Origin of the sequence: Methylomagnum ishizawai (genome assembly GCF_900155475.1) — a bacterium.
Lineage (GTDB): Bacteria > Pseudomonadota > Gammaproteobacteria > Methylococcales > Methylococcaceae > Methylomagnum > Methylomagnum ishizawai_A.
On sequence record NZ_FXAM01000001.1, the window covers coordinates 2,598,848 to 2,623,645 of the forward strand.

Annotated in this window: 21 protein-coding genes; 13 read left to right on the top strand and 8 right to left on the bottom strand. The window is 64.7% G+C overall.

What is annotated here, in order from left to right:
• The first annotated feature begins 49 nt into the window (after positions 1-49).
• The 3 genes from fliJ to B9N93_RS11560 all read left to right on the top strand — a co-directional run bounded on the left by fliJ (position 50) and on the right by B9N93_RS11560 (position 2,989).
• Positions 50-511 (top strand): flagellar export protein FliJ, encoded by a 462-nt coding sequence (gene fliJ, locus B9N93_RS11550; protein WP_085213767.1) that lies wholly within the window; start codon positions 50-52, stop codon positions 509-511.
• Positions 512-533: 22 nt separating this feature from the next.
• Complete coding sequence (locus B9N93_RS11555; protein ID WP_085213769.1) at positions 534-1,634, top strand: flagellar hook-length control protein FliK; 1,101 nt, start codon at positions 534-536, stop codon at positions 1,632-1,634.
• Positions 1,635-1,756: 122 nt separating this feature from the next.
• The gene (locus tag B9N93_RS11560; protein ID WP_085213772.1) at positions 1,757-2,989 is read left to right on the top strand and encodes an HD-GYP domain-containing protein; all 1,233 of its coding nucleotides are present in this window, start codon (positions 1,757-1,759) and stop codon (positions 2,987-2,989) included.
• Positions 2,990-3,071: 82 nt separating this feature from the next.
• Here B9N93_RS11560 and B9N93_RS11565 read toward each other — a convergent pair whose 3' ends face one another.
• Positions 3,072-4,634, bottom strand: a complete 1,563-nt coding sequence (locus B9N93_RS11565) for a diguanylate cyclase (RefSeq protein ID WP_176225239.1) — start codon at positions 4,632-4,634, stop codon at positions 3,072-3,074.
• 221 nt (positions 4,635-4,855) lie between these two features.
• Between B9N93_RS11565 and B9N93_RS11570 the strand changes: the two genes are divergently transcribed.
• Positions 4,856-5,683 (top strand): hypothetical protein, encoded by an 828-nt coding sequence (locus B9N93_RS11570; protein ID WP_085213779.1) that lies wholly within the window; start codon positions 4,856-4,858, stop codon positions 5,681-5,683.
• On the opposite strand, the gene B9N93_RS11575 is transcribed toward B9N93_RS11570, so the two are convergent.
• Together B9N93_RS11575 and B9N93_RS11580 are read right to left on the bottom strand one after the other, a co-directional pair.
• On the bottom strand, positions 5,680-7,500 hold the full coding sequence (locus tag B9N93_RS11575) for an autotransporter assembly complex protein TamA (protein WP_085213781.1): 1,821 nt from the start codon (positions 7,498-7,500) through the stop codon (positions 5,680-5,682). The two genes, B9N93_RS11570 and B9N93_RS11575, sit on opposite strands and share 4 nt — an antisense overlap.
• Entirely contained in the window at positions 7,500-7,874 is a 375-nt protein-coding gene (locus B9N93_RS11580) for a hypothetical protein (protein WP_085213783.1), read from the bottom strand. The genes B9N93_RS11575 and B9N93_RS11580 overlap by 1 nt, the downstream gene beginning before the upstream one ends.
• Before the next feature lie 242 nt (positions 7,875-8,116).
• Here B9N93_RS11580 and rpsF point away from each other — a divergent pair, with 242 nt between their 5' ends.
• The 9 genes from rpsF to B9N93_RS11625 all read left to right on the top strand — a co-directional run bounded on the left by rpsF (position 8,117) and on the right by B9N93_RS11625 (position 19,634).
• On the top strand, positions 8,117-8,503 hold the full coding sequence (gene rpsF, locus B9N93_RS11585) for a 30S ribosomal protein S6 (RefSeq protein WP_085213785.1): 387 nt from the start codon (positions 8,117-8,119) through the stop codon (positions 8,501-8,503).
• A gap of 60 nt (positions 8,504-8,563) precedes the next feature.
• On the top strand, positions 8,564-8,791 hold the full coding sequence (rpsR, locus tag B9N93_RS11590) for a 30S ribosomal protein S18 (protein ID WP_085213787.1): 228 nt from the start codon (positions 8,564-8,566) through the stop codon (positions 8,789-8,791).
• A 23-nt stretch (positions 8,792-8,814) separates the two neighbouring features.
• On the top strand, positions 8,815-9,720 hold the full coding sequence (locus B9N93_RS11595) for a YybS family protein (RefSeq protein ID WP_085213789.1): 906 nt from the start codon (positions 8,815-8,817) through the stop codon (positions 9,718-9,720).
• Positions 9,721-9,764: 44 nt separating this feature from the next.
• Positions 9,765-10,211: a 50S ribosomal protein L9 gene (rplI, locus tag B9N93_RS11600; RefSeq protein WP_085213791.1), complete on the top strand. Its 447-nt coding sequence runs from the start codon at positions 9,765-9,767 to the stop codon at positions 10,209-10,211.
• A gap of 66 nt (positions 10,212-10,277) precedes the next feature.
• The gene (gene waaA / locus B9N93_RS11605) at positions 10,278-11,576 is read left to right on the top strand and encodes a lipid IV(A) 3-deoxy-D-manno-octulosonic acid transferase (protein ID WP_085213793.1); all 1,299 of its coding nucleotides are present in this window, start codon (positions 10,278-10,280) and stop codon (positions 11,574-11,576) included.
• 75 nt (positions 11,577-11,651) lie between these two features.
• On the top strand, positions 11,652-13,118 hold the full coding sequence (locus B9N93_RS11610) for a mannose-1-phosphate guanylyltransferase/mannose-6-phosphate isomerase (RefSeq protein ID WP_125468946.1): 1,467 nt from the start codon (positions 11,652-11,654) through the stop codon (positions 13,116-13,118).
• Between the two features lie 41 nt (positions 13,119-13,159).
• Positions 13,160-14,254 carry a redox-regulated ATPase YchF gene (gene ychF, locus B9N93_RS11615; RefSeq protein ID WP_085213795.1) on the top strand — a complete coding sequence of 365 codons (1,095 nt, stop codon included), beginning with the start codon at positions 13,160-13,162 and terminating at the stop codon, positions 14,252-14,254.
• A 299-nt stretch (positions 14,255-14,553) separates the two neighbouring features.
• The gene (locus B9N93_RS11620) at positions 14,554-18,549 is read left to right on the top strand and encodes a translocation/assembly module TamB domain-containing protein (RefSeq protein ID WP_176225240.1); all 3,996 of its coding nucleotides are present in this window, start codon (positions 14,554-14,556) and stop codon (positions 18,547-18,549) included.
• Between the two features lie 188 nt (positions 18,550-18,737).
• Positions 18,738-19,634, top strand: coding sequence for a GGDEF domain-containing protein (locus tag B9N93_RS11625; protein ID WP_085213800.1), 897 nt, complete (start codon positions 18,738-18,740; stop codon positions 19,632-19,634).
• A 22-nt stretch (positions 19,635-19,656) separates the two neighbouring features.
• On the opposite strand, the gene B9N93_RS11630 is transcribed toward B9N93_RS11625, so the two are convergent.
• Genes B9N93_RS11630 through B9N93_RS11650 form a run of 5 tightly spaced genes read right to left on the bottom strand, consistent with a single transcriptional unit; the run spans position 19,657 to position 24,791 of the window.
• Positions 19,657-20,952, bottom strand: a complete 1,296-nt coding sequence (locus B9N93_RS11630; RefSeq protein ID WP_085213802.1) for a type III PLP-dependent enzyme domain-containing protein — start codon at positions 20,950-20,952, stop codon at positions 19,657-19,659.
• Positions 20,953-20,955: 3 nt separating this feature from the next.
• A complete protein-coding gene (locus B9N93_RS11635) occupies positions 20,956-22,518 on the bottom strand; it encodes a hypothetical protein (RefSeq protein ID WP_085213803.1) in 1,563 nt (520 codons plus the stop codon).
• 9 nt (positions 22,519-22,527) lie between these two features.
• Positions 22,528-23,412: a 23S rRNA pseudouridine(2605) synthase RluB gene (gene rluB, locus B9N93_RS11640; RefSeq protein WP_085213805.1), complete on the bottom strand. Its 885-nt coding sequence runs from the start codon at positions 23,410-23,412 to the stop codon at positions 22,528-22,530.
• Positions 23,369-23,968 (bottom strand): SMC-Scp complex subunit ScpB, encoded by a 600-nt coding sequence (gene scpB / locus B9N93_RS11645; protein ID WP_085213806.1) that lies wholly within the window; start codon positions 23,966-23,968, stop codon positions 23,369-23,371. The genes rluB and scpB overlap by 44 nt, the downstream gene beginning before the upstream one ends.
• Position 23,969: 1 nt before the next feature.
• Positions 23,970-24,791: a segregation and condensation protein A gene (locus tag B9N93_RS11650; RefSeq protein ID WP_085213808.1), complete on the bottom strand. Its 822-nt coding sequence runs from the start codon at positions 24,789-24,791 to the stop codon at positions 23,970-23,972.
• Positions 24,792-24,798 lie beyond the last annotated feature (7 nt).

Consider the following 24,798-nt stretch of genomic DNA (forward strand, 5'->3'; position numbering starts at 1 on the left):
AAAGACGGGCGTATCGCCACCGCCGCACAACAACGAGAGAAGACGCCCCATGAAACGTTCCGAACGCTTGAACAGCATCCTCGAACTAGCCACCGCCCGTGAACAAGAAGCGGCCCAGCAACTCGGCGAAATGACCCGCAAGCTGGAAAACGCCCGCCGCAACCTCGATAACCTAAGGAGTTTCCAAGACAACTATAGCCAGAAATTCCGCGACACCGGCGATCAGGGCTTGGGGATGCGGCAATTGCTGGAATACCGGGCATTCCTCGCCAAGATCAACGGCGCGGTGCTGGAACAAGAAAGGATCGTCGGCAATGTCGAAAAAAACCTGGCGCAGAGCCGGACCCATTGGGAAGCCACCCGCCGCCAGACCTTGGGGATGAAGACGGTGGTGGACAAGGCCCGCGCCGAGGAACGCCACCTGGAAGAACGCCGCCGCCAAGCCGAAGAAGACGAACGGGCCAGCCGCCGCCGCGACCGGGGCGGGGACGCCTTGTCGATGGGTTATTGAGAAAACCAAGGGAGCGCGGGCGATGACATCCCATTCCATGCAAGCGAACGGCGCGGCGCGTCCGGCTTCCGCCCAGGATGTCGGTTATCCGGCGGGGCGGGGCAGGGGGGTCGCAAGCGGGGAGGATGGCGATTTCCAGGCCATGTTACAGCGCAAGCTGGACGTCCAGGATCGAGCCGCCGCCGATAATAGCGACAAGACCGAACCGGCCACCACCCCGGATGATGCGGAACCCGCCGCCGCACCCCAGGCCGAAACCCCGCCGGAACAACTGTGGGCCATGGTGGCGGAATTCTTCCAGAACCAGGAGGCGACCCCGGATCAAACCCAAACCGGAGCGGATATGGATGCCGCACCCATAGTTCCGGCCCAAGCCAATCCAACAGGCAGCGCGGGCTCGGCCAAACCACAAGCGCCCCTCTCGCAATCCAGCGCACCAGCCCAGATCACGGCGGGCACCACCGACACCACGGTATTCGCGAACCTGGTCGAGAGCGGGGCCGTATCCCGGAACCCGGCGGAAGGCACCGGCAACCCCGAAACCGCCAGCGGCGAGCGCGGTTCCAACCTACCGCCCGGCTTGCCGCTAGACACCATGTCCACACCGCAATTCCGCGACAGCGCCGCCCCGGCCAAAACCCCGGCCCCGTCCCACGATCTACCCACGCCGTTCGGGCAACCCGGCTGGCACGATGAAGTCGGCGAAAAAGTCGTATGGCTGGCCCAACGCGACCTGGGCGCGGCCCAACTCAAGCTCAATCCCGAACATCTCGGCCCGGTGGATGTCCGTATCCAGTTGGACGGGGAGGGCGCTTCGATCCAATTCACCGCCCACAGCGCCGGGGTCCGCGAAGCTTTGGAAGCCTCGGTGCCGCGCCTTAGGGAAATGTTCGACACCCAGCGCATCGCTTTGAACGAGGTCAGCGTCGCGCCGCCCCAACCTTCCGCCCAAACCGATAGCCGGGGATTCGATTTCCAGCGTCAATCCGGCCACGAGCCCCAAGGTTCCGGTACCCGGTCCCCCGGCAACCCAGGCGGGAGGGAGGCGATGGCGGAGGGTGAAACAAGGATCGAATCCACCCGCCCATCCACCGGCCTGGGTCTGGTCAATGTTTTCGCCTGACCCCCCAGCCGCATAAAACGGCCAAAAGCACATAGAATTAGGGGGGCCAGCCCGGAAAGGGCGGGCATCCAGCGCGGTTCCCGGCGGGAACGAACGATGCCACCCAGTGTTGAAGCAGCCCAGTGATCAAGAAAATCAAACCCTCCGAACTCGTGCTGGGGATGTATATCCACAGCCTCAATGCCGATTGGAGCAAGCATCCCTTTTTCCGCAAGCGCTTCCTCATCAAGACCGAGGACCAGCTCCAAAAGATCATCGATCTGGACCTGCCCCTCATTGATATCGACACCGATAAAGGATTGGATGTCGCTCCACCGCCACCGCTATCGACGCCAGAATCCGTCCCTCCGCCGCAAGCCCAACCCGCTCCATCCACGCCCACGCTTCCAGACAAGCAGCGCCGCAGGATACTGCCGCCGGAAAAAATCTCCCTACGCGGCGAGATGACGCGGGCCAGGAACATCTACGGCGAAGCCAGCGTCACGGTGCAAAGCATGTTGATCGACGCCCGCCTGGGCCGGCCCATCGAACTGGAGCGGATGCAACCGACCATCGCCGCCATCACCGGCTCGGTGCTGCGCAATCCGGACGCCATGATCAGCCTGTTCCGGGTCAAGCAGGCGGACAAGCATACTTTCCAGCACTCGGTGGCCGTTTCCACCTTGCTGGTCGCCTTCGGACAAACCTTGCAACTGGACCGCGACCTGGTCGAGCAAGCCGCCCTTGGTGGCTTGATGCACGATATCGGCAAGGTGAAGCTGCCTTCCTACATCCTCGCCAAGCCTGGCAAACTCACCGAGGCCGAATACAAGCTCATGCAAAGGCATGTGGAATACGGCCTGGACCTCATGTGCAACGCCACGGGCCTATCGTCCGTGGTGTTGGACGTGGTGGGCCAGCACCACGAGCGCATCGATGGTTCCGGCTATCCATACCGGCTGCGCGGCGAGGAACTGTCGATCTACGGGCAGATGGCGGCCATCGTCGACAGCTACGACGCCATGACCTCCGATAGCGCCTATCAACGCCACCGCGAACCGACCGAAGCCCTGCAACTCCTCATGGAAAAGAGCGACCGCCATTTCAAGCCGGAATTGATCCAGCATTTCATCCGCAGCTTGGGGATTTATCCGGTGGGGAGCCTGGTGCGGCTGGAAAGCGAGCATTTGGCGGTGGTGATCGAACAGCGGCGCGAGGATTTGCTCCGCCCGAAGATACGCGCCATCTTCAGCATCCGGGCCGAGGGGTTCATCACGCCGAAGGATATCGATCTGGCCGCCCCCGGCAGCGCCGACCGCATCGTCGGCTTCGAGAATCCCTTGCGCTGGAAAATCGACCCCCGGCGGTTCATCTAATTCCGAAAACGGGTGTACCCCAAACACCGGATGTTGTAGGGCGGACATGTACTCATATCCCGGTGCCCGGACGGTTCTCCCGTCAGACCAGCGATATGATCTCGCAACGGTTGCGGCCTTTTTTCTTGGCCTGGTAAAGGGCTTTGTCCGCCCGCTCGAAAACATCCTGGAAGCCGTCCCGCCCTTTGAACTGGCTGATACCGCAAGACACCGTGACCGCGATGCGCTTGCCATTGCCGATGAATTCGCAATCCTCGATCCGCTGGCGGATGCCCTCGGCGATTTCCAGGGCGTTGCTATCGTCGCTCCCCAACAACAGCATGACGAATTCTTCCCCGCCATAACGCGCGACGAAATCGGTGTTGCGGATAGAGGCCGCCAAGACCTGGCCGATCATCGCCAGCGCCTTGTCGCCGGAAGCATGGCCGAAACGGTCGTTGATCTTCTTGAAGAAATCGATATCCCACACCGCCAGGGTCAAGGGCTGTTGGAACCGGCGCCAGCGCTTTTCTTCCAGGTCCACCCGCTCTAGATAGGCTTTGCGGTTGGGGAGCTTGGTCAAGGGATCGATATAGGCGGCCCGGTTGGCCAGTTCCAGGCGGTTGCGTAAATCTTCCGCCTCCTGCTCCAAGGTCCGCAGGCGTTGGCTCAAGTCCTGGACCTGGGCTTGGGTCTCGGTGAAACGGGCTTCCTCGGCGTGGTCGAAGCTATCCAGGCGCTGGGAGATGGTATCCAGGCGCATCTGGATGATTTGGCGCAATTGCACCAGGTTGGTGGCTTCCGAGGCGTCGGCCCGCAGTCCGGCGACCTCGCCCGCCACGGCCTTTTCGGTGAGGCGGCGATCCTCCGCCGAGGACTGGCTGAGGGCGTCCATCCGCAGGGCCTTTCCTTCCAGCTCGCCTAGCTTGCCGCTCAGGGCGGCGAGGAAATCCCCGAACTGCTTTTGTTCCTGCCAATAGCCCGCATCCATATCGGCGATCAAAGCCGCCGCCGCGTCGAACAAGGCGATCAAGTCCTCCGTGTCGTCGGCGACCCGCGCCTTGAGTTGCTCCAGGCGCTCCTGCAAAGAGGCGGACAGGTTGAGCGCCCGCAACAGTTCGTCCAGACGGCGGCGCAGCTTGGTGGTGTCGATATCGGCAGACGCGGCCTGACCCTTGCCGAACAGCTTGCCGATCACGCCGGTGGCGGAGGAGCCTTTGCGGTTCCGCAGCACGCGGATGGCGGCGTCGAACAATTCTTGTTCGGTGGCGTAACCGCCGGCTTCGAACCGGCGGCACACCGCCTCCGACGCGGTCTTTTCCTCCGGTGTCGCACACAGGGCTTCCAAAAACCTCAGCAATTCCCGGCCCTGGCCGGCAGTCGCGGTGGGATGGCCCAGTTTGGGGGTGCGTATCAGCGTATCGAGTAGGGCGTCCAATTCCCGGCGCAGGGTGCTGTTTTCCCCCTTGCGCATCACTTCGCGGATGGCGCGTAGATGCGGGTCCAAGGCCGCGTCCAACCCAGACACCGCCTGGGTCAAGCGGATCACCGCCCGGTTCAGTAGGGTTTCGTACTCGTTCTGCTCGGTTTGCCGTTTTTCGCCCTCGTTGAGCAGGGTGAAATAGCGTTCCTTCCAGTAGGCGGTTTCTTCCGACACGACACTCATGTTTGCAGTCCTCGCGGTCTCTCCGGGATCGTATGCCATAGATCATAGGAGGCTTGGAGATTTTTTCCCGCCCGGTTGGAACCTGTGTTCCCGATCATGCGATGCTCGGCGGCTGTCTTGTGAGGGGTACCGAAGCGGTGTACCCTACCGGCCCATCGGAAAACGGTAGGCGCCTCCCGCTCCAATAATCAAATGGCGCGAGGCTTGATTCGCTGATATCCATGAAAAGAATCCATATCGCCCTCCTGCTGTCATTGCTTCTCCATGGGGCTTGCGCCTGGGCCGACAGCCAAGTGCATTCCCTCTTCAACGCCTTCGACTTCCTCGAAAACAAGGAAAATATTTTATCGGAGGAATTCTGGTCCTCGCCCCGGAGCGTGCTATATGGGAAACCCGTGGCGGACTGGAACGACGAGGATTTCCAGCAATTGGAAACCGCGCTACAAGATAAGATTTATTCGCTTTATAATTCGAGCAATCCATACCGTGCCAATATCATCGGCCAATTACAGAATGTGGTGGAACATATTCCCAGGTTCAAGCAATGGTCGGCCTATGCGCGGCTGAATCCCCCTATCGGAGGTTCCGGCGCGGCCAAGGGCTGGGAGTTTTCCTGGGGCCATCTGTTGGAACAGCAAATCCCCTTGATCCCGGCGCTGGGGGTATTATTGGCGTTGGGAGGAACGCTAGCGGGTGGGTGGCATATCCGCAATGTGATGAGGCTCAGGCGTAGATTAAAGTTTCAAGCCGCCGGGGCTGCGGCGGGCGGCGATACCCAGCGGGTGGCGAATCCGCCGGAATCCGCGACGGACATTCCGGCCAGCCCAGCGCCAGCCACCGGTAAACCCGCCAAGGGCAAAGCCGACTCCAAACCCTTGTTGGCCTGCCCCAAATGCGGCAATACCGATCCGGGCAAACTGACCATCGGTCGCCGCGCCCCGGAATCGACCCTATTCAAACCCCTGCGCAAATATTATTGCCATGCCTGCGATTACAAATGGATCGCCCGCCAACTCAAGTTCAAACAGGCGGGTATCACGCGGCTTTAAAACGCCTGTCCCAAACCGATATATATTTCGAAATTCCCGCTATTGGGCACCTGCACCACCGGCACCGCCACATCCAGGCGGATCGGCCCAATCGAAGTGTAATAGCGAGCACCCACGCCCACGCCCATCCCCGCCGTTCCCGTGAAGGGGGCGCTATTGGCGGCGACCTGCCCGGCGTCCACAAATACCACCGCCCCATACGAATCCAGGAAACGCTGGCGGAATTCCACCGTCCCCGCCACCACAGCGGCTCCGCCTTGCGGCTTGTGGTCGGGGAATTGCGGGCCCACCGACAGGAACTTGTAGCCGCGCACCGTGGCGCTGCCACCCGCATAGAAGCGCTTGTCGGGCGGTAGCGCGTCTGCGCTCGCCCCCAACACATCGCCGATCAAACCGCGCACGGCCAGTACGCTGCGCCCCGGTTCGCCCAGGTCGAAATAGCCGGAACCGGAAACCTGTAGGCTGAGGAAGGCTTCGGTCTGCGGTCCGGCCAAGGGTTGGGTCGGGGTCGCCAACACCGCCGCCCGGAAACCACGGGTGGGGTCGAGCAAATTGTCGGTATCGTCGTACTTCAGGGTACCAGGCAGGCCGAGCAAGGTGTAGTCCTGGGTTTCGCCTTCCTGGGTGACGCGCTCCTGTTCCGCCGCCAGCCCCAGGCTGACGCTCCAGTGCTGGGCGAATTTGCGGCTGAGCAGGAGGTCGCCGGTCAAGGCTTGGCGGTCGTAGGCGGTGAGGCTTTGCTTGACCGCGCCCAGGCTGGCCTGGAGGGATTGGTCGCGTTGCCAGACATCGGGCTTGAGGAACCCGGCCAGGAAGTTGTAGCCGATGCCGGTGGTGCTGTTGCCGCCGATCTGGGTCATGCCCGCCGTGAGGTTGAGTTGCTCGGCCCGGCCCAGCAGGTTGCGGTGCTGCCAGAGCACGGCGAAGCTACCGCCGAGATCGGTCGAATAGGCGGCGTTCAGGTTGGCGGCGCGGCGCGGGCGTTCCTTCACCTCGAAGGCGATGGGCAAACGGCCTGCCGGGTCAGGCTTGTCGGCATCGACCACCCGCACCGAGGAGAACACGCCCAGCGCGACCAAATCCCGGCGGGCGGCATCCAAGGCTGTGGGATCGTAGCGTTCGCCGCTGTAGACCTGTAGGCGTTGGCGCACGAAAGCCTCGTCCATGCGCTGCAAGCCCTTGATGTCGATAGCGCCTAAATCCAGGCGCGGGCCGGGATCGGTGTGGAATTCAAGATCCAGGATTCGCCGGTCCTCATGCAAGAACGCCACCGGCGCTTCGACCTGGGCCAGGGCGTAGCCTTGTCCGCGCAGCCCGTCCAGCAGTTTTTCCCGCGCCGCCAGCACCGGGGGGGCCAGGGCGGGCGCTCCGGTGGCGATGCCGATATCGGGCCGGGCCGCGCCCGCAGGCAAGCCTTGGATATCGATCTGGCCGAGATGGAACAAGGTCCCCGGTTCGATATGGATATTGACCGGCACGGGCGGATCGGCGGGGCTGTGTTCCAAGAATTCCGCCAAGCCGGGATCGTCCAGCGGATGCCCGGCGATACTTGTCAATGCCTTGCCTTGGTAGTAGCCGAAGCTATGCAGGGCGGTCTCGAAACGACCTTGGTCCTCCTGGGCGCGGACCAAGAGGGCGAAGGGACCGACGGGTGCCCGCTCGCGCAGGCCGATGAGCATGGAGGAATCGGCGAGGGCGCGGTCCAGCGCGGCATCGCCGGTCGGATCGAGGAGGACGGTGTAAGTCCTGGGATCGGCAGCGTGGGCGACCGGACCCGTAAGCCCGAGGAGGAGGAGGGCGGCGATCCGCCGCATCATCAGGCCAGCACCGACCACAACAGGAAAATACCCAGTCCCACGGGAAAAACCACCCACAGCCGGACCCAGCGCGGTGGCAAATCCCGCCACCCAGCCAGGATGCGCTTGAACCGCGCCAATCCCAACCCAGGCAGGGCCAGCCCGGCGCAAACCGTCAGCACGGCGAGGATGTGGAAAGTCAGCGGGGTCCGGGTGGCTGGAGCGACCCCGCCCAGGATCAGGCCGAAACCGATGCGCAACACCGCCGCTGCCCACAACCCCCGCCGGGATTCCCAACGGGCCACGAACCGCGCCAATCCGGGCGGCGAGACCAGCCCGAACCCACCGATGCCGATCATGAACAGCGCGACCCCTACGACGATGGCGACCTGCATGGCGTTACCTCCTTTCTGGTCTGGGGCAGTATCCTTGGAATTCCCGGAGATTCGCAAGCCAAAGCCTGGGAATCCCGCCGCCGGACCGGAAAAGTCCGTCCTGGGCGGCGCTGGCACAAAGAATGCCTTGCCACCCGTCCCGCCCCCCGCTAGAATTCGCGGCTTTTACCGGACGGCCCCCGGCCTTCCACTCCTTGCCTCACCGTCCCCACGGGAGGCTGCATAAACCGTAAGGAGCGATTATGCGTCACTATGAAATCGTCTTCATGGTCCACCCGGACCAGAGCGCCCAGGTTCCGGCCATGCTGGAACGTTACCGCGCCTTGATCGAAGCCAATGGCACCATCCACCGTCTCGAAGACTGGGGACGCCGCCAACTGGCCTATCCCATCGACAAGATTCACAAGGCCCACTACGTCTTGATGAACATCGAATGCGACCAGCCCACCCTGGACGAACTGGAAAGCGGTTTCCGCTTCAACGACGCCATCCTGCGTAGCCTCACGATCCGCCGCGAAGCCGCCATCACCGAACCCTCGCCGATGGCGCGGGAAGGCCATTCCGAATCCGGCCGCCGCGGCGGCGTGGCGGACAGCGACGAAGGCGACGAGGGCGAAGCGGCGGAATAATCCACCACCGCCCGCGCCCATCCCGGCTCAATCCACAGCAGCGTTATCAAGAGGCTCACCATGGCTCGTCAATTCAAGCGTAAGAAATACTGCCGCTTCACGGCGGAAGGCGTCCAGGAAATCGACTATAAGGACTTGGAAGTCCTCCACGAATACATCTCCGAAACCGGCAAGATCGTGCCCAGCCGCATCACCGGCACCAAGGCCAAGTATCAGCGCCAACTCGCCACCGCCATCAAGCGGGCGCGGTTCCTGGCCCTGATCCCGTTCTGCGATTCGCACAGCTAAACGGACACGGTCCTAGGTCGCTCATGCGCGGATTGGCGGCCTATATCATGCGGGGCAGGGCGCAGGCGGTTTCGGCCATTTGCGCTCTGACGGTATTGTCCTGGGTCGTATCACTGGCGAGTTTGCTCGCCGCCGCCGCCCTGGCCTTGCCGACCTTGCGCAAAGGAGCCGCCGAAGGCGGTCTCCTGCTGGGTATGGCGGTGGCGATCATGGCGCTGATCGGCGGGCTGATGTTGGGTAATCCCCTGTCGGCGGCGGGTTATGCGCTGGCCTTGTGGGGTCCGGTGTGGCTGCTGTCCGCGTTGCTGCGCGAGACGGCGCGGCTGGACTGGACCTTGGGCGCTGCCGCGTTGCTCGCCATGGTGCTGGTGCTGGGACTCTACGCGGTCTACGGCGATCCCATGCGGCTGTGGCTGGAGGAATTGCAACAGTTCTCCAAGGCATTCGTGGAGGGTGGCAGGCCCGCCGCCGAGCAGGCTTTGCTGCGGCAAAACGTGGAACTGTTCGCCCGCTACATGACTGGCGGCATCGCGGCGGGGTCCATGCTGACCGTGAGTTTCAGCCTGCTGCTGGCCCGCTGGTGGCAGGCGACCCTGTTCAATCCCGGCGGCTTCCGGGTCGAATTCCAAGGATTGCGCCCGGCTTCCCCGTGGGCCTATGCCAGCCTGGGCTTGTTCGCCCTGGCCGGGATCGCCGACGGCGGCCTCGCGGAGTTCGCCTGGAACCTCGCCCTTCCGCTCTCGATGCTGTTCCTGCTGACCGGGTTCGCGGTACTGCACGCGGTGTTCGGGCGGCAGGCCAACGGCGGGTTCTGGCTGGCCGGGGTCTATGTGGCCTTGGTATTCGCCTCGCCCTTGATCGTGTTGATCGGCCTGCTCGGCTATAGCGACACCTGGATGGACTGGCGCAACCGCCCCCGTGTGGCCTAGGGCCGTTCGGATTCATTGTTTAAAAAAGATTGAGGCATTCGAAGATGGAAATCATTCTCCTGGAAAAAATCACCAACCTGGGCAATCTGGGCGACAAAGTGACCGTGAAGCCCGGTTATGGCCGCAACTATCTGATCCCCCATGGCAAGGCCGTGGCCGCCACCGCCGCCAAACTGGCCGAGTTCGAACAGCGCCGCGCCGAACTGGAGCGGAAAGCCGCCGAGACCACCGCCGCCGCCGAGGCCCGCGCCCAGGCGATTGGTGAAATCATCATCACCATCGCCCAGAAGGCGGGCGAGGAAGGCCGCTTGTACGGCTCCATCGGCACCAAGGACATCGCCGACGCCGCCAGCCATGCCGGCATCGAAATCCACAAGAACGAAGTCCGCCTGCCGGCCGGCCCGATCCGCCATACCGGCGAATACGAAGTCACGGTGCAGTTGCACGGCGATGTGGCCGCCAAGCTGTCCCTGCATGTGGTTCCCGAGTAAGCGGAACCGATCCCGCACGGGTCGCCGTGCGGGTTTTCACGATTGTCTTTGGCCGGTGGGCTCCGAGTGAGGCGGCTTTACACGGCGTTGTTCTACGCCGCCACGCCCTTCATCCTGGGTCGTCTGGCTTGGCGCGGCCTCAAGCTTCCGGCCTACCGGGAGCGCTGGGGCGAACGTTTCGCCCGTTACGCCACGGTCCCGGACGGGGAGGGCGTGGTGTGGTTCCACGCCGTTTCGGTGGGCGAGGCGGAAGCCGCCTTTCCCCTGATCCGCGCTTTCCGCGCCCGTCATCCTGGGCTTCCCATCCTGGTTACTTGCACCACGCCCACGGGCTCGGCCCGGATCGAGGCCGTCCTGGGCGGTACAGTTGCCCATGTCTATCTGCCGTATGATCTGCCCGGCGGGGTTGACCGTTTCCTCGACCGGTTCCGGCCCCGCCTTGGCGTCATCCTCGAAACCGAAATCTGGCCCAATCTCTACCGCGAATGCGCCCGCCGGGGGATTCCCTTGGCGATAGCCAACGGCAGGCTGTCCGAGAAATCGGCGCGGGGCTATGGCCGCATCGCCGGATTGGTGGCGGAAAGCTTGGCCGCCGTGGACTTGATCGCGGCGCAAACGCCGCTGGACGCCAAGCGCTACGTCGCCATCGGGGCCGATCCCCGCAAGGTGGCGGTCGCGGGCAATATCAAATTCGATATCGAATTCCCGGCCCCGCTGCGCGAACAAGCCTCGGGCTTGCGGGAAACCCTATTTCCGGGCCGCCCGGTATGGATCGCGGGCAGTACCCATCCGGGCGAGGAAGAACAGGTGCTTGCCGCCCACGCCCTGGTGCGGTCGGTGTTGCCCGACGCCTTGTTGATCCTGGCACCGCGCCATCCCGATAGGTTCCAAGAAGTGCGGAGCCTGTGCTACAGAACCGGAATCCCGCTGCGTTGCCGCGGCGAATCCTTGCCTTGCGAAAGCGGGACCGGGATTTTCCTGCTCGACAGCCTGGGGGAATTGCGCTGTTTCTATGGCACCGCCGATGTGGCTTTTGTCGGCGGCAGCTTGATTCCGCAAGGCGGGCATAATGTACTGGAACCGGCGGTGGCGGGCGTTCCGGTATTGTTCGGGCCGCATATGTTCAATTTCGCGGAAATCGCCCGGCGGCTCGAACAATGCGGCGGCGCCCGCCTTGTCGCCGACGCGGATGGATTGGCGGCGACCGTCGTCGGTTGGTTAAACCGTCCCGATACCAGGTCCGAAATAGGCGGCAAAGCCTCCGCTTTCGTGGATGAAAACCGCGGGGCCGTGGCCCGTGTGGTGGAACTCATCTCGGGTTTGCTACCCGGCCGCCTGGATTCGAGCCGGACCGTCGATACCTAGATCGGCACGGGTTTCGGCTATACTCGGACCCTGGTTTTTCCGCGCCAGATTTTGCCCATCTCAATAGGGGATCACATGAATATCGCTATTCAGGCAGTTGTATTATCGGGCGGGTCCGGTACCCGTCTCTGGCCGTTTTCACGCGAATCCTATCCCAAGCAATTCCTATCCTTCACCGGCAGCGGCACTTTATTCCAGGACACCGTGACCCGCGTGGTGGATTGGGGCGCGGTGGACAGCGGCCCGTTCCAAGTCCTGCCGCCCTTGGTGGTGTGCAACGAAATGCACCGCTTCCTGGTGGCCGAGCAATTGCGGCAACTAGGCTTGGAAAAAAGCCCGATCCTGTTGGAACCGATGGGCCGCAACACCGCCCCGGCCTTGACCCTGGCCGCTTTGCAGGCGGTGGAGCAGGGGGGCAATCCGGTATTATTGGTGTTGCCCTCGGACCATTATGTCGCCGATTTGGCGGGTTTCCAGCAACGCTTGGCGGAAGCCATCAAACTCGCCGCCACTGGTGTGATTGCGACTTTCGGCATCGTCCCCGACAAGCCCGAAACCGGTTTCGGCTATATCCATCGCGGGGCCGATTTAGGAGGTAATGCCTTCGTGCTGGGTGGATTCCGGGAAAAACCCGACGCCGCCACGGCTTCCGAGTATCTATTCTCCGGCGAATACTTCTGGAATAGCGGTATCTTCATCCTGCGGGCGCAAACTTGGCTGGAGGAAATCGCCGCCCATAGGCCGGATATCCTCGAAGCCTGCGCCCAGGCCATGGCGCTCAGCAAGCGCGACGGCGATTTCATCCGCGCCGACAAGGCGGCGTTTTCGCGGTGCCCCAGCGATTCCATCGATTACGCGGTCATGGAGCGGCTGGCCGGCTTCTCGCCGGAAACGCCCCGCGCCGTGGTCCTGCCGCTGGACGTGGGCTGGTCCGACCTGGGTTCCTGGCCGGCCCTGACCTCGGTGCGTCCCACCGACCACGACGGCAATGTCATGATCGGCGATGTGTTCATCAAGGACACCCACAATTCGGTGCTGTACTCGCAGAGCCGGTTCGTGGCGGCGGTGGGTATCACCGACGTGGTGGTGATCGAGACCTCCGACGCCGTGCTGGTCGCCCACAAGGACCGCGCCCAGGATGTCAAGGCCATCACCGACCACCTCAAGAAGACCGAGCGCTCCGAGCATGTCTTCCACGCCAAGGTCCACCGGCCCTGGGGCAATTACGAATCCATCGGCAACGGCTCGCGCTATCAGGTCAAGCGTTTGACCATCGCGCCGGGCGGCACGCTGTCCCTGCAATTGCACCACCACCGCGCCGAACACTGGATCGTGGTGAAAGGCACGGCCAGGGTGACGCGGGACGAGGAAAGCTTCCTGTTGACCGAGAACGAATCCACCTTCATCCCGCTGGGCGTGAGGCACCGCTTGGAGAATCCCGGCGCCATCCCGCTGGAAATCATCGAGGTCCAGTCGGGCAGCTATCTCGGCGAGGACGATATCGTCCGCTTCGAGGACCGCTATAACCGGCTGGAATCCTGAATTTTCCAACCTATCATCCACACTGCCATCCATCGAAACCTATGACGCTCTATTGCGGTATCGTCGGCCTGCCCAACGTCGGCAAATCCACTTTGTTCAACGCGCTGACCCAGGCGGCCATCGCGGCGGAAAACTATCCGTTCTGCACCATCGATCCCAATGTGGGCGTGGTCCCGGTGCCCGACCCGCGCCTCGACGCCCTGGCCGCGATTGTCAAGCCCGAGCGCGTGGTGCCCACCGCCATCGAGTTCGTGGATATCGCGGGATTGGTGGCCGGCGCCTCGAAGGGGGAGGGCCTGGGCAACCAATTCCTGGCCCATATCCGCGAAACCGACGCCATCGCCCATGTGGTGCGCTGTTTCGAGGACGACGACGTGATCCATGTCGCGGGCAAGATCGATCCGATTTCCGATATCGAGGTCATCAACACCGAACTCGCGCTGGCCGACCTTGGCACCGTGGACAAGGCCTTGCAGCGGGCCACCAAGGCTTCCAAGGCGGGCAACAAGGACGAATTGGCGAAAAAAGCCTTGTTCGAGCGGGTGTTGGCGCATTTGGACAGCGGCAAGCCGGTGCGGACCCTGCCCATGGCCGACGAGGAAAAGGCGTTGTTGCGTGAACTGCACCTCATCACCGCCAAGCCGACCATGTATATCGCCAACGTGCGCGAGGACGGCTTCGGGGACGACAACGTCTTCCTGGACCGGGTGCGGGCCTACGCCGGGGAGGAAGGCTCGATGGTGGTGCCGGTGTGCGCGGCGTTCGAGGCCGAGATCGCCCAGCTCGACGAGGCCGACAAGGCGGAGTTCCTGGCCGGGATCGGCATGGAGGAACCGGGGCTGAACCGGGTCATCCGCGCCGGTTATAAGCTGCTGCGCCTGGCGACGTATTTCACCGCGGGCGTCAAGGAGGTGCGGGCCTGGACCATCCCGGTCGGGGCCACCGCGCCGCAGTCGGCGGGCGTGATCCACACCGACTTCGAGCGCGGTTTCATCCGCGCCGAGGTGATCGCTTACGAGGATTTCATCGCGCATCGCGGCGAACAGGGCGCGAAGGACGCGGGTAAATGGCGTCTGGAAGGCAAGGAATACATCATGCGCGACGGCGATGTCGTGCATTTCCGGTTCAACGTGTAGCCGGGCGCGGTGGGGAGTCCCGCCGCATCCGCCCATGATTTAACATAATATCCATTATGCGCAATTACGGCGGGCGCATCGAACACGGATCAAAATGCCCGTCCCAGAAGCTCCGTATCAAATTATCTAGTGTTAACAATCAAAAAGTTCTAAATAAATTATTTAAACGTCTATAAAGATAGCCTGGGTCGAACTGGGCCGGTCGGATGCCTTCCGCGTGGTTCCGGCCCCGGCAGAAACTCCTGTATGATTTTTCAGGCGAAATTCCGTGGCTGATCAACAACGAGGAACCAATCGACATGCGGCGCGCGCTGCGATGGAGCGGCTGGCTTTTGGCGGGAATCCTGGGGCTGCCGGTCGTCGCGCTGGTCTTGGCGCTATGGGCCGCGAACAGCCCGCCGGGCTGGGCCTGGATCGAACGCTCGCTCCCAGGACTCACCGGCGGCAAGGTCGGCATCGCCAAGCTGGAAGGCCGCTTCCCCGACGCCTTGCGGATCGGCCATATCGAAATCCGCGATGCCGCCGGGGTTTGGCTGGCCCTCGACGATTTGGCCTTGGATTGGTCGCCGGTCCGCTTGCTGGCTGGATATGCCGACATCCAGCGTTTGGAGGCGGGCCGCATCGCCCTATCGCGCCGTCCCCTGCCCGCGCCCGAACCCCAGCCCTCCCCAAAAACCGGCTTTTCCCTGCCGGTGGGCATCGACCTGCATAGCCTGCGCGTGGGACGGCTGGAATTGGCCCCGCCGGTCGCGGGGGTCGCCGCCGCGCTCGGGATCGAAGGCTCCGGTCGGCTGTCGGCCTTGGATCAAGGCGAGGCCACGCTTGCGATCACCCGCCTGGATGGTGCAGGCCGCTATGCACTGCGGGGCCGGATCGAACCCGGCGGACTGCACTTGCAACTGGAGGCGAAAGAACCGCCCTTAGGCTTGTTGGCCCATCTCGCCCACTTGCCGGAACTGGGCGCGTTGTCCCTCGATGCCGGGGCGGACGGACCCTATGCCGCGCTCAACATCCGGTTCGGCCTGGAAGCCGGACCCCTGCGGGCCGGGGCGCGGGGCACCATCGACCTGGAACACAACACCGCCGACCTCGCCCTGACCGCTGCGGCCCCCGCCCTGCGGCCACGGCCCGAGGTGTCCTGGCAATCGGTGGCGCTGGACGCCAAACTGCATGGCCCTTTCATCCGGCCCACGGCCCAGGCCCGACTCGATATCGCCGCCCTGGAAGCCGCCGGGACCGCCATCCCCGAGGCTACGCTGGAACTCCAAGGCGACGCCGGTGCCTTGCGGCTCCAGGCCGTTTTCAAAAGCGTCCGTATTCCCGGCCCGCATCCCGATATTCTGCGGGCCGCGCCTTTGGTGCTTGCCGCCGATGCCCGGCTCGACGCGCCCGAACGCCCCGTGAAGTTCTCGGCCCGTCATCCCTTGCTAACCCTCGAAGGCCAAGCCCGGACCGGACCCGACCCCGACGGCACGGCCTTGCTCAAACTGCCGGACTTGTCCCCTTGGGCGGCGCTGGGCGGCGTCGATCTGCGGGGTTCGACCGAATTGCGCTTCCGCGCCGCGCAGACCGGCGCTACCCTGCGGATCGACGCCGAAGACAAACTCGCCCTGACCGGCGGTATGGCTCCCCTGCCCGCCCTGGTCGGCACGGACGGGAAAATCGGCCTATCGGCGACGCTACGGGGACCGGAAATCGCGGTGTCGCGGTTACGGTTCGACGGCAAGGCGTTGACCCTCGCGGCGGATGGCGTATGGTCCGGGCAAACGCTGGGTTTGAATTGGAAACTGAACCTGCCCGATCTGGCGGCGCTGGCCCAGAACCTGGCCGGACGGGCCGCGCTGACGGGACGGATCGACGGTGCCAAGGATGATCTCGCCCTCGTCGCCGATATGGGCGGCGAACTGGCGGCGCAAGGACTGCCACGGGGTCCGGTGAGCGCGAATATCCGCCTGCAAGGACTGCCCCGGAATCCGGCGGGACAAATGAAGGCGCAAGGCATGCTCAACGGCTCGCCCTTGCAGTTGGCCTTGACCGCCCAACGCGGCGCGGATGGCGTGTTGCGGGTCGCCATCGACCGGGCCGACTGGAAAAGCGCCCATGCCGAAGGCACCTTGAGCCTGTCTCAAGGTGCGGCCCTGCCCTTGGGCAAGATCGACCTGCGGATGACCCGGTTGGAGGATTTGCGGCCCTGGCTGGGCCAGCCGCTGACCGGCTCCCTGAGCGCCGGTCTGGACGCCACCGAGCGGGAAGCCCGGCTCAGGCTGGATGCCCGCGACACCGGCCTGACCGGCACCGCCCAAGTGGAACACGCCGCCCTGGCGCTCACGCTGGACGACCCGCTCAAACACCCACGGGTGGAGGGCTCGATGACCCTGGACGGTATCGAAGCCGGGGCGGTGCGGGGTTCCGCCCGGCTGACGGCGCTGGGGCCACTCGACGCGCTGGACCTGGGGCTATCCTCCGAAATGAAGGCGCTGGCCGGGGCGGACGCCCAGGTGTCCAGCGCACTCCGGCTCGATATTCCGGGCCAATCGGTCCGGGTGTCCAGCCTGGAAACCCGCTGGAAGCGGGAAACCCTGCGCTTGCTGCAACCCGCCCGCATCGGCTACGGCAAGGGCCTGAGTTTCGAGGGTTTGCGCCTGGGATTGCGCGGGGCCGTGTTGGAAGCCGAGGGCCGCGCCGCGCCCACGCTCGATCTGGAGGTGGCCCTACGCGATTTGCCCGCCGATTTGGTGGGGCTCTTCGTGCCCGGATTGGCGCTGGATGGCGCGTTGCGGGCCGAGGCCCACCTGTCCGGCTCCCCGGCCCGCCCGCTCGGCACGTTGACGCTGGCGGCCCAGGGCGTCCATCCCCGCGAAGGCGCGGGCCGGGTCTTGCCGCCGGTCAACCTCGCCACCCATATCGACCTCGCCGGCACCAGCGCCGAGGTTGATTCCCGCATGCAGGCCGGGACGCTCGCCAATCTGGCCGTGACCGGGCGGGCGCCGCTGGTGCCGGGCGGCGAATTCGATCTCCGCGCCAGCGGCGACCTGGATTTGAAAATCCTCGATCCCCTGTTGATGGCGGAAGGCCACCGGGTGCGTGGACGGACCGTCCTGAACGCCGCCCTGTCGGGCACTCCGACCGAGCCCCGCGCCCATGGCAGCCTGCAATGGAGCGGCGGCGAAGTGCAGGATTTCGCGCAAGGGATGCATATTTCCGATATCACCGCCCTGTTGCTGGCCGAGGGGGACAGCGTCCGCATCGCCCAGTTCCAGGGCCGGGCCGGTCCCGGCACGCTGAATTTGGCCGGGCGCTTGGGCGTGCTCGCCGAGGGCTTCCCCATCGATTTGAAGCTGACCGCCCGCAATGCCCAACCCCTGGCCAGCGACCGCCTGACGGTGAATCTGAACGCCGACCTGGGCCTGCAAGGCCATGCCGCCGGGACGCTCGACGCCAACGGCACGTTGCGGCTCCAACGGGTCGAAATCCGTGTCCCCGAGACCATGCCCGCTAGCATCGCGGTGCTGGATGTGCGCCGCCCCGGACAAGCCCCGCCCCCGCCGCCCAAACCCGGTCCCCGTATCGGCCTGGACCTCTTGATCAGCGCGCCGAGCCGGATTTTCGTGCGCGGGCGCGGTCTGGACGCCGAATTGGGCGGCACCGTGCGGTTGCGCGGCGATTCCAACGCTCCGCACCCGGAAGGCCGCTTCGAATTACGCCGCGGCGAATTCAGCCTGGCCGGCAAGACCCTGACCTTCGACAAGGGGGTGATCGGCTTCAACGGCGGCAACTTGGCCGATCCCACCCTGGATTTCGCCGCCAGTTCCACCAACAACAGCGTCACCGCCACCCTGGGCGTGACCGGCACCGCCCGCAAACCCAAGATCACTCTCAGCAGCGTGCCGGAACTGCCACCGGACGAGGTCTTGGCCCAATTGCTGTTCGGCCATGCCACCGCCAGCCTCAACCCGTTCGAGATGGTGCAGATCGCCTCGGCGGTGGTTTCCCTGACCGGGGTCACCGCCGGGGCGGGCAGTCCCCTGGAAACCGTACGCAAGGGCTTGGGGCTGGACCGGCTGGCGCTGGGCGGGAGCGGCGGCAGTCCCGGCCTGGAAGCCGGGCGCTATGTCGCGCCCGGCGTGTTCGTGGGGGCCAAGCAAGGCTTTTCCGGCAACAGCACCCAGGCCACGGTGCAGATCGATATCGCCAAGGGGTTGAAGGTGGAAGGCAGCGCCGGGACCGGGTCCACCACGCCCGGTTCCACGGTCGGCACCAACAGCGTTGGCTTGATCTATCAAATCGAATACTGAACCGCCGGAAAGTCGTCATCCTGGAGCGCTCGGAAACCGGCCTGGGCGGCGTCGGAAACCCGACGATCCCGGTCCACTCAACATCCGTGTCGCCGCCTATTCCCTTGATCCAAGCGGGTGCCTATCATTTGGCATGGTTTAGGCTGGGATAAGTCCAACAAAAACCCGACGACAAGCCGAGGCTAGCAATGAAAAACGATGCCGGAAACCTGGCGGTGGTTCCCCAAACCCATAAAGTCCTGGGGGAATGGCGGCATGAAAGCGGTGGTATGTTCGACCTGTTGGCCGATCTGCAAACCACCCTCGATATCGCCCAATTGCTACAGGTGTTCAGCGGCCACCTGCAAGCGAGCGTGCCGCACGAGGGCTATGGATTCCACAACCCACTCCTGAATCTCGACCTGGAGCAGGGCCGGGAAGCGCACCACCATTGCAGCTATACCCTGAAGTTGCAGGATGAAGTCCTGGGCGAATGGCGGATGCGGCGCGACCGCCGTTTCAGCCAGGCCGACCTGGAAAGCACGGAAAACCTGCTGTCGCATCTGCTCTATCCGCTCCGCAACTGCCTACGCTACCGGGAAGCGGTGTGCTATGCCCATACCGACCCCCTGACCCAGGTCGGCAACCGGATCGCCCTCCTGAACCAAATCCAGCGTGAAACCGACCTGGCCCGCCGCCATGGGACGCCTTTCGCTGTGGTATTCCTGGATATCGACCATTTCAAGGCCATCAACGACACCCACGGCCATGGGGTGGGCGATGCGGTGCTGCGCTCCGTGGCCCATAGCGTCAAACAGGTCGTGCGCTCCACCGATGGCGTGTTCCGCTATGGCGGGGAAGAATTCGTGGTTTTGTTCAGCCATGTGGGCAGGCGGGATGCCCTCGGCTTGGCGGAACGCATCCGCCAAGCCGTGGCGGCGCAGGCGCATCCGGTAGGCGAGGACGGCGAGTCGCTGACGGTGACGGTCAGCCTGGGACTAGCCTTGCTCGCTCCGGGCGAGTCGCCGATGGCTTTGATGAACCGGGCGGACCAGGCCATGTACAAGGCCAAGCGCCAGGGCCGCAACCGGGTGGCGATGGCTTAGCGCGTCGGGGCGGATTCCGTCGTTACCCGCCCCAGAACCGGACCACATCCTCCGGCCCCTCCCCCGCCAGCAATACCTGGAACCGCCACGGGTCGGCCCGGTAGCCCAACACCCTCGGCAAACCCCGGTTGCAATGCCGCGACCACAAGCCCAGCGTATAGCCCCCGGCGTCGTGCAGCACGATCCAGTCGCCCGCCTCCACCCTGGGCACAACGGCGGCTTCCGCCAAAATATCGCCGCCGAAGCACAAGGGTCCGGCGATGACATGGGGTTCGCCGGGCGCCAGCTTCGGACGGCCATCCGGGGCCAGCACCGAAATGTGATGATGCCAATCCTCCGGGCGGTACACCTTCCGCAGGAACAAATCGGCCCCGAAATGGACGACGGCAGTCCGCCTACCGGCGTCGGTCTTGAGGTATTCCACCCGGCTGGCCGCGAAACCGCTCCCGGCTTGCAAGACGCGGCCAAATTCGGTCGCCAAGCGGACCCCTTCCGCGAATGCCTCCGGGACGGCCCGGCCCAGCGCGGCGGCATAGGCCGCCGGGGTGGGCGCGGTCGTATCCGCCCGGTAAGGCCAGGGCAGACCGCCGCCAATGTCCACCGAGACGATGCGGCGCTCGCCCAAGTCCCGGTGGATTTCCTGGCGCAAGGCGAAAATCTGTTCCGCCGCCCGGACCATCTGGGCCATGCCGACGCCTTGGCTGCCGGTGTGGACATGCAAACCCCGTAGCCAGGGATAGCGCCGGAACGCCGAGACGATGGCGGCGCGTTGCTCCCCCAAGGGCACGCCGAACTTGGAATAACCGCCCGAGACGCTGAGCATCCCAATACTGCCCAGGCCGGTTTGGGGATTGACGCGCAGGCCGATCAGGCTGGTTGGCTGGGGAGCGCCGTCCAATAGTGCGGCGATGCGGGCCAGTTCGTCGAAATGATCGGCGTTGACCGTGACGCCGGCCGCCAGGGCCATGGCGAGTTCGTCACGGGTTTTGGCGGGCGAATCGAACAGGATACGTTCGGGCGGGCAGCCTGCCGCCTGGGCCAGGGCCACTTCCTCCCAGGAGGCGGCTTCCAGGCCCATGCCCCGCGCCACCGCGAAGCGCAGCACCCCGACCACCGGATTGGCTTTGATGGCGAGGGCGTGCAGGGTGCCCGGCGGGAAGCTGGTGCTTAACAAGTCGATCCGCGCCGCCAGGGCGTCCAAGCTATGGAACATCAACGCGGGCCGGTCGCCCGCGATGCCCTGGGCCAGGGCGGCGGCGAGCGCCTGTCCCGCTTCCGCCGCGTCGATACGGGTATGCCAAGCGAAAGCTTCCGCCATGGTTCAGACCTCCCGCGCCAGCAAGGCGGCTTCGTGGGCGGCGATGAATTCCAGCTTGAGGCGCGTTTGTTCCAGCTTGGCCGCCAGCCAGGCCAACCGGGCGTCCAGGTCCGCGCCCAATGCGGCGTCGGCGGCGATATCGGCGATCAACACCCCGCCTATCGCCACCCGGATGACATGGTCGTGGCGACCCACATGCACCGATTGGCCTAGTTGGAAACACACGCGGGCCGCCGCCACCACGGCGGGGCTTTCCCCGGCTTTGGCGAAACCGGAAATATCCCGGTTCATCCAACGTAGCCAGCGTTCCAGATCGGGTTTTTCCAACTGGTGGGCATGTACGCCGCAAGCCTTAACCCGGAAGCTGAACACCGTGGTTTTCGATTCCAACAACCGCTCGGAGGCGTCGTCGTAGAGGGGGGTCGGTACATTGATGGGTTCGAGCAGTGTGCTTCGACCCAGGATGGCGGGCGCTTGCGACTCGAAGAACCGCAGGACGCGGTAACGCGCCAAGGGCGGCGTGGCGTAATAGGCCCGCATCTCGGCCAGGGCGGCTTCCCAGCGCAGCAGCAAGCCCAGGTTGACGGCGGGCGCGAGCGCCGCCCGCGCCTGGGTCCAATCCTCCGGCAATTGGGCCGGGGTGAGATAGGCCGAAAATCCGGCGGGAAACCGGAGGTGGGTTTGGTCTTCCGGCAGGCGTTGCGCGGGGATGAGCAGGCAGCCGGAAAAAGGCGGTCCGCCATAGAATTTCGAGCCGGTCAGGATCACCATGCAGCCCCGCATCAGATAATCGCGCAACCCCCGGCGGCTAAACCGGCCCTGGGCCGCGTCGATGATGGGGATCAGGTCGCCGCCATGACGGTCGATCAGGGCGTTCAGGGTTTCCAGGCGGGGGGCGTGGACGCCGGTCTTGCTGTGGGCGACCACATGGACGACGACCTTGGCCCCGCGTGCCAGCCCGGCCCGGACCCGGTCCAGGATGTCGGCGTCCAGGTCGTCGGGGGCGCGTTCGGCGGCGCTGTCGCCGCGGATTTTGATTTCGTGGACCGTGGTGCGCCCGGCCAGATCGGCATCCAGCGCCGCGCCGGGTTCGGCGCTCCGACCCGAGGGCAAGCGCCGGGAAAAATACCGCGCCCCCGCCGCCAACACGCTGCCGCTACCGACTTCGCGGGCACCGACCACGATGTTCACCAAGGGGCGGCGGTGGCCCCATCCGGCGATGCCGAGGGCCACTGATTCGGCATCGGTGCCCGAGGGCGTCAACACGACGCGCAAACCCTGGATGTTGCGCAGCTCCATCAAATCCAGCAGGCCATCCCGTATCCAGCGCCCCAGCGCGTCCGCCGTCGCGGGTTCCCCATCCGCCACCGCCCGCCACTGGAAAGCTTCCAAGGCCGAACGGGCCGCCGTCCAACCCCGCGGCGAAATGGTCGAGCTGGTGCAGCTACCGAAACCCACGCCGGGCCGGGGATAGACCGACCCGCCATATTTGTTCAACCCGTCCGCGCCCAGGACCGAGCGCTCGTCCCCGCCCGAGCAAAGCCATTGTTCCAGGACGCGCGGCACGGTACCGCCCTATCTCCGCCCCCTGGACCGGCTTTCGTCCCGGCCGGGACGGCGCTCCACCGGCCTGCGCCGTTCTTCCGCCGGATGTTCCGCCGCCAAACCCACCAGCGCCATCAATGCCGCGACCCCTTCTGGCGGCAATTCCCAGCTATGCCCGGCCTTCAAATGCGGCGGCAAAGCCACCCCGGCGAACCGGATGCGGATCAAGCGGCTGACCGCGACGCCCTGCGATTCCCACAGCCGCCGCACGATGCGGTTGCGCCCTTCGCGCAGAGTGACATGGAACCATTTGTTGGCCCCCTCCCCGCCCGCCGCCTCGATGGCATCGAACCGGGCCAGGCCATCTTCCAGCAATACGCCTTGCGACAGCCGCCCAAGCATGGCCTCGTCGATATTGCCCAGGACGCGCACGGCGTATTGGCGCTCGATCTGGTGGGAAGGATGCATCAGCCGGTTGGCGAGTTCGCCATGGGTGGTGACCAGCAGCAGCCCTTGGGTGTTGATGTCCAAGCGGCCTATAGCGATCCAGCGCCCGCGTTCCGGCCTGGGCAATTGGGTGAAGATCACCGGACGGCCTTCCGGGTCGCGGCGGCTGACCACTTCGCCGGCGGGCTTGTGGTAGAGCAGCACCCGGGTTTCGGCCTGGGATTTCCGGGCGAGGTCGATGGGGCGGCCATTGACGGTGATGCGGTCGTCCGGGCGGCAACGCGCACCCAGTTCGGCCCGCTGGCCGTTGAGGGAAATACGTCCGTCCTTGATCCATTGCTCGATTTCCCGGCGCGAACCCAGGCCCAATTGGGCCAATACTTTCTGGATACGCTCCCCGGCCTCGGCGGGCGGGGTGTCCGGCTCAGGCGTCCGGTTCTGTGGTTGGGATCGTGGGAATGTGCGCATGGGAGGGTTCCTGTTCGGTGGGTTCCAGGGGGCTGTCGAGCCGGTCGATGAGCGCCTGCAAAGGCGGTAATTCGCTCAGGCTTTTCAGGCCGAAATAATCGAGGAAATGCCGGGTGGTGGCGAGCAAGGCCGGGCGACCGGGGACTTCCTTGTGGCCCACGGTCTGGACCCAGTTGCGGTCGAGCAGGGTGCGGACGATACCGGTGTTCACCGCCACGCCCCGGATGTCCTCGATCTCGCCGCGCGTGACCGGCTGGCGGTAGGCGATGATGGCGAGGGTTTCCAGCAAGGCCCGCGAATAACGGGCCGGGCGCTCCTCGAACAAGCGCGACAGCCAGGGCGAGAAAATCGCCCGCACTTGCAGGCGGTAGCCGGTCGCCACCTGTTTCAATTCGACCGGGCGGCCTTGGCAATCCTCGGCCAGCGCCGCCAAGGCCGCTTGTAATTGCTCCGGGCCGGGCTGTTCCCGCTCGCCGAACAGACCCAGCAATTCCGCCTGGCTCAAAGGACGGCCCGCCGCCAGCAAGGCCGCTTCGATGATGTGCTTGAGTTCCATCCTAGTCGGCGACCGGGGCGGCGGCGCGGATTTGCAAGGGTCCGAGCGGTTCGTCCTGGAGGATTTCGATCAACCGTTCCTTGGACAATTCCAGTATAGCCAGCAACGCGACCACGGCACCGGGGCGGCCTTCGCCGCGCTCGAACAAGTCTTGGAACGGCACCAGCGCCTGCACTTTCAGCCGCCCCAGGATACCCGACATCCGTTCCCGCACCGACAAGGGTTCGCGCTTGATCTGGTGGCGGGTGAGGCGGTCGGCCCGGCGCAGCACGCCCTGGAACGCCAGCAGGATTTCTTGCAACGCGACTTCCGGGTAGACCTTGTTAACCTGGATGGCCCCGGTGTCGGCGGACACCTCGTGGACATCGCGCTCGCAGCGCGGCAATTGGTCCAGGGCTTGCGCCGCCAGTTTGTAGCGCTCGTATTCCCGGAGGCGGCGGATCAAATCGGCGCGGGGGTCGTCTTCCTCGCGCTCGGCGGCGGCGGGTTTCGGCAGTAGCATCCGGGATTTGATCTCGGCCAGGATCGCGGCCATCAGCAGGTATTCGGCGGCGAGTTCGATGCGCAGCACGGCCATCATGTCGATATAGGCGATGTATTGGCGGGTGATATCGGCGATGGGGATTTCGAGGATCGATAGGTTCTGCCGCCGGATCAAATACAGCAGCAAATCCAGCGGACCCTCGAACGATTCCAGGATCACTTCCAGCGCGTCGGGCGGGATATAGAGATCGGTCGGCAGATCGGTGACGGGATTGCCGTTGACGATGGCGACCACATCCGAAGGCGCGGCGCGTTCGCCCGGCGCGGTATGCTCGCTCATCGGCGGA

Bases quoted from the DNA above. Each gene is read 5' to 3' on its own strand.
- rpsF (WP_085213785.1), top strand. From the start codon at position 8,117: ATGCGTCACTATGAAATCGTCTTCATGGTCCACCCGGACCAGAGCGCC.
- ychF (WP_085213795.1), top strand. From the start codon at position 13,160: ATGACGCTCTATTGCGGTATCGTCGGCCTGCCCAACGTCGGCAAATCC.
- B9N93_RS11610 (WP_125468946.1), top strand. From the start codon at position 11,652: ATGAATATCGCTATTCAGGCAGTTGTATTATCGGGCGGGTCCGGTACC.
- rluB (WP_085213805.1), bottom strand. From the start codon at position 23,412: ATGCGCACATTCCCACGATCCCAACCACAGAACCGGACGCCTGAGCCG.
- B9N93_RS11620 (WP_176225240.1), top strand. From the start codon at position 14,554: ATGCGGCGCGCGCTGCGATGGAGCGGCTGGCTTTTGGCGGGAATCCTG.
- rplI (WP_085213791.1), top strand. From the start codon at position 9,765: ATGGAAATCATTCTCCTGGAAAAAATCACCAACCTGGGCAATCTGGGC.
- B9N93_RS11555 (WP_085213769.1), top strand. From the start codon at position 534: ATGACATCCCATTCCATGCAAGCGAACGGCGCGGCGCGTCCGGCTTCC.
- rpsR (WP_085213787.1), top strand. From the start codon at position 8,564: ATGGCTCGTCAATTCAAGCGTAAGAAATACTGCCGCTTCACGGCGGAA.
- B9N93_RS11575 (WP_085213781.1), bottom strand. From the start codon at position 7,500: ATGATGCGGCGGATCGCCGCCCTCCTCCTCCTCGGGCTTACGGGTCCG.
- B9N93_RS11595 (WP_085213789.1), top strand. From the start codon at position 8,815: ATGCGCGGATTGGCGGCCTATATCATGCGGGGCAGGGCGCAGGCGGTT.
- B9N93_RS11565 (WP_176225239.1), bottom strand. From the start codon at position 4,634: ATGAGTGTCGTGTCGGAAGAAACCGCCTACTGGAAGGAACGCTATTTC.
- scpB (WP_085213806.1), bottom strand. From the start codon at position 23,968: ATGGAACTCAAGCACATCATCGAAGCGGCCTTGCTGGCGGCGGGCCGT.
- B9N93_RS11650 (WP_085213808.1), bottom strand. From the start codon at position 24,791: ATGAGCGAGCATACCGCGCCGGGCGAACGCGCCGCGCCTTCGGATGTG.
- B9N93_RS11580 (WP_085213783.1), bottom strand. From the start codon at position 7,874: ATGCAGGTCGCCATCGTCGTAGGGGTCGCGCTGTTCATGATCGGCATC.
- B9N93_RS11570 (WP_085213779.1), top strand. From the start codon at position 4,856: ATGAAAAGAATCCATATCGCCCTCCTGCTGTCATTGCTTCTCCATGGG.
- B9N93_RS11625 (WP_085213800.1), top strand. From the start codon at position 18,738: ATGAAAAACGATGCCGGAAACCTGGCGGTGGTTCCCCAAACCCATAAA.
- fliJ (WP_085213767.1), top strand. From the start codon at position 50: ATGAAACGTTCCGAACGCTTGAACAGCATCCTCGAACTAGCCACCGCC.
- B9N93_RS11630 (WP_085213802.1), bottom strand. From the start codon at position 20,952: ATGGCGGAAGCTTTCGCTTGGCATACCCGTATCGACGCGGCGGAAGCG.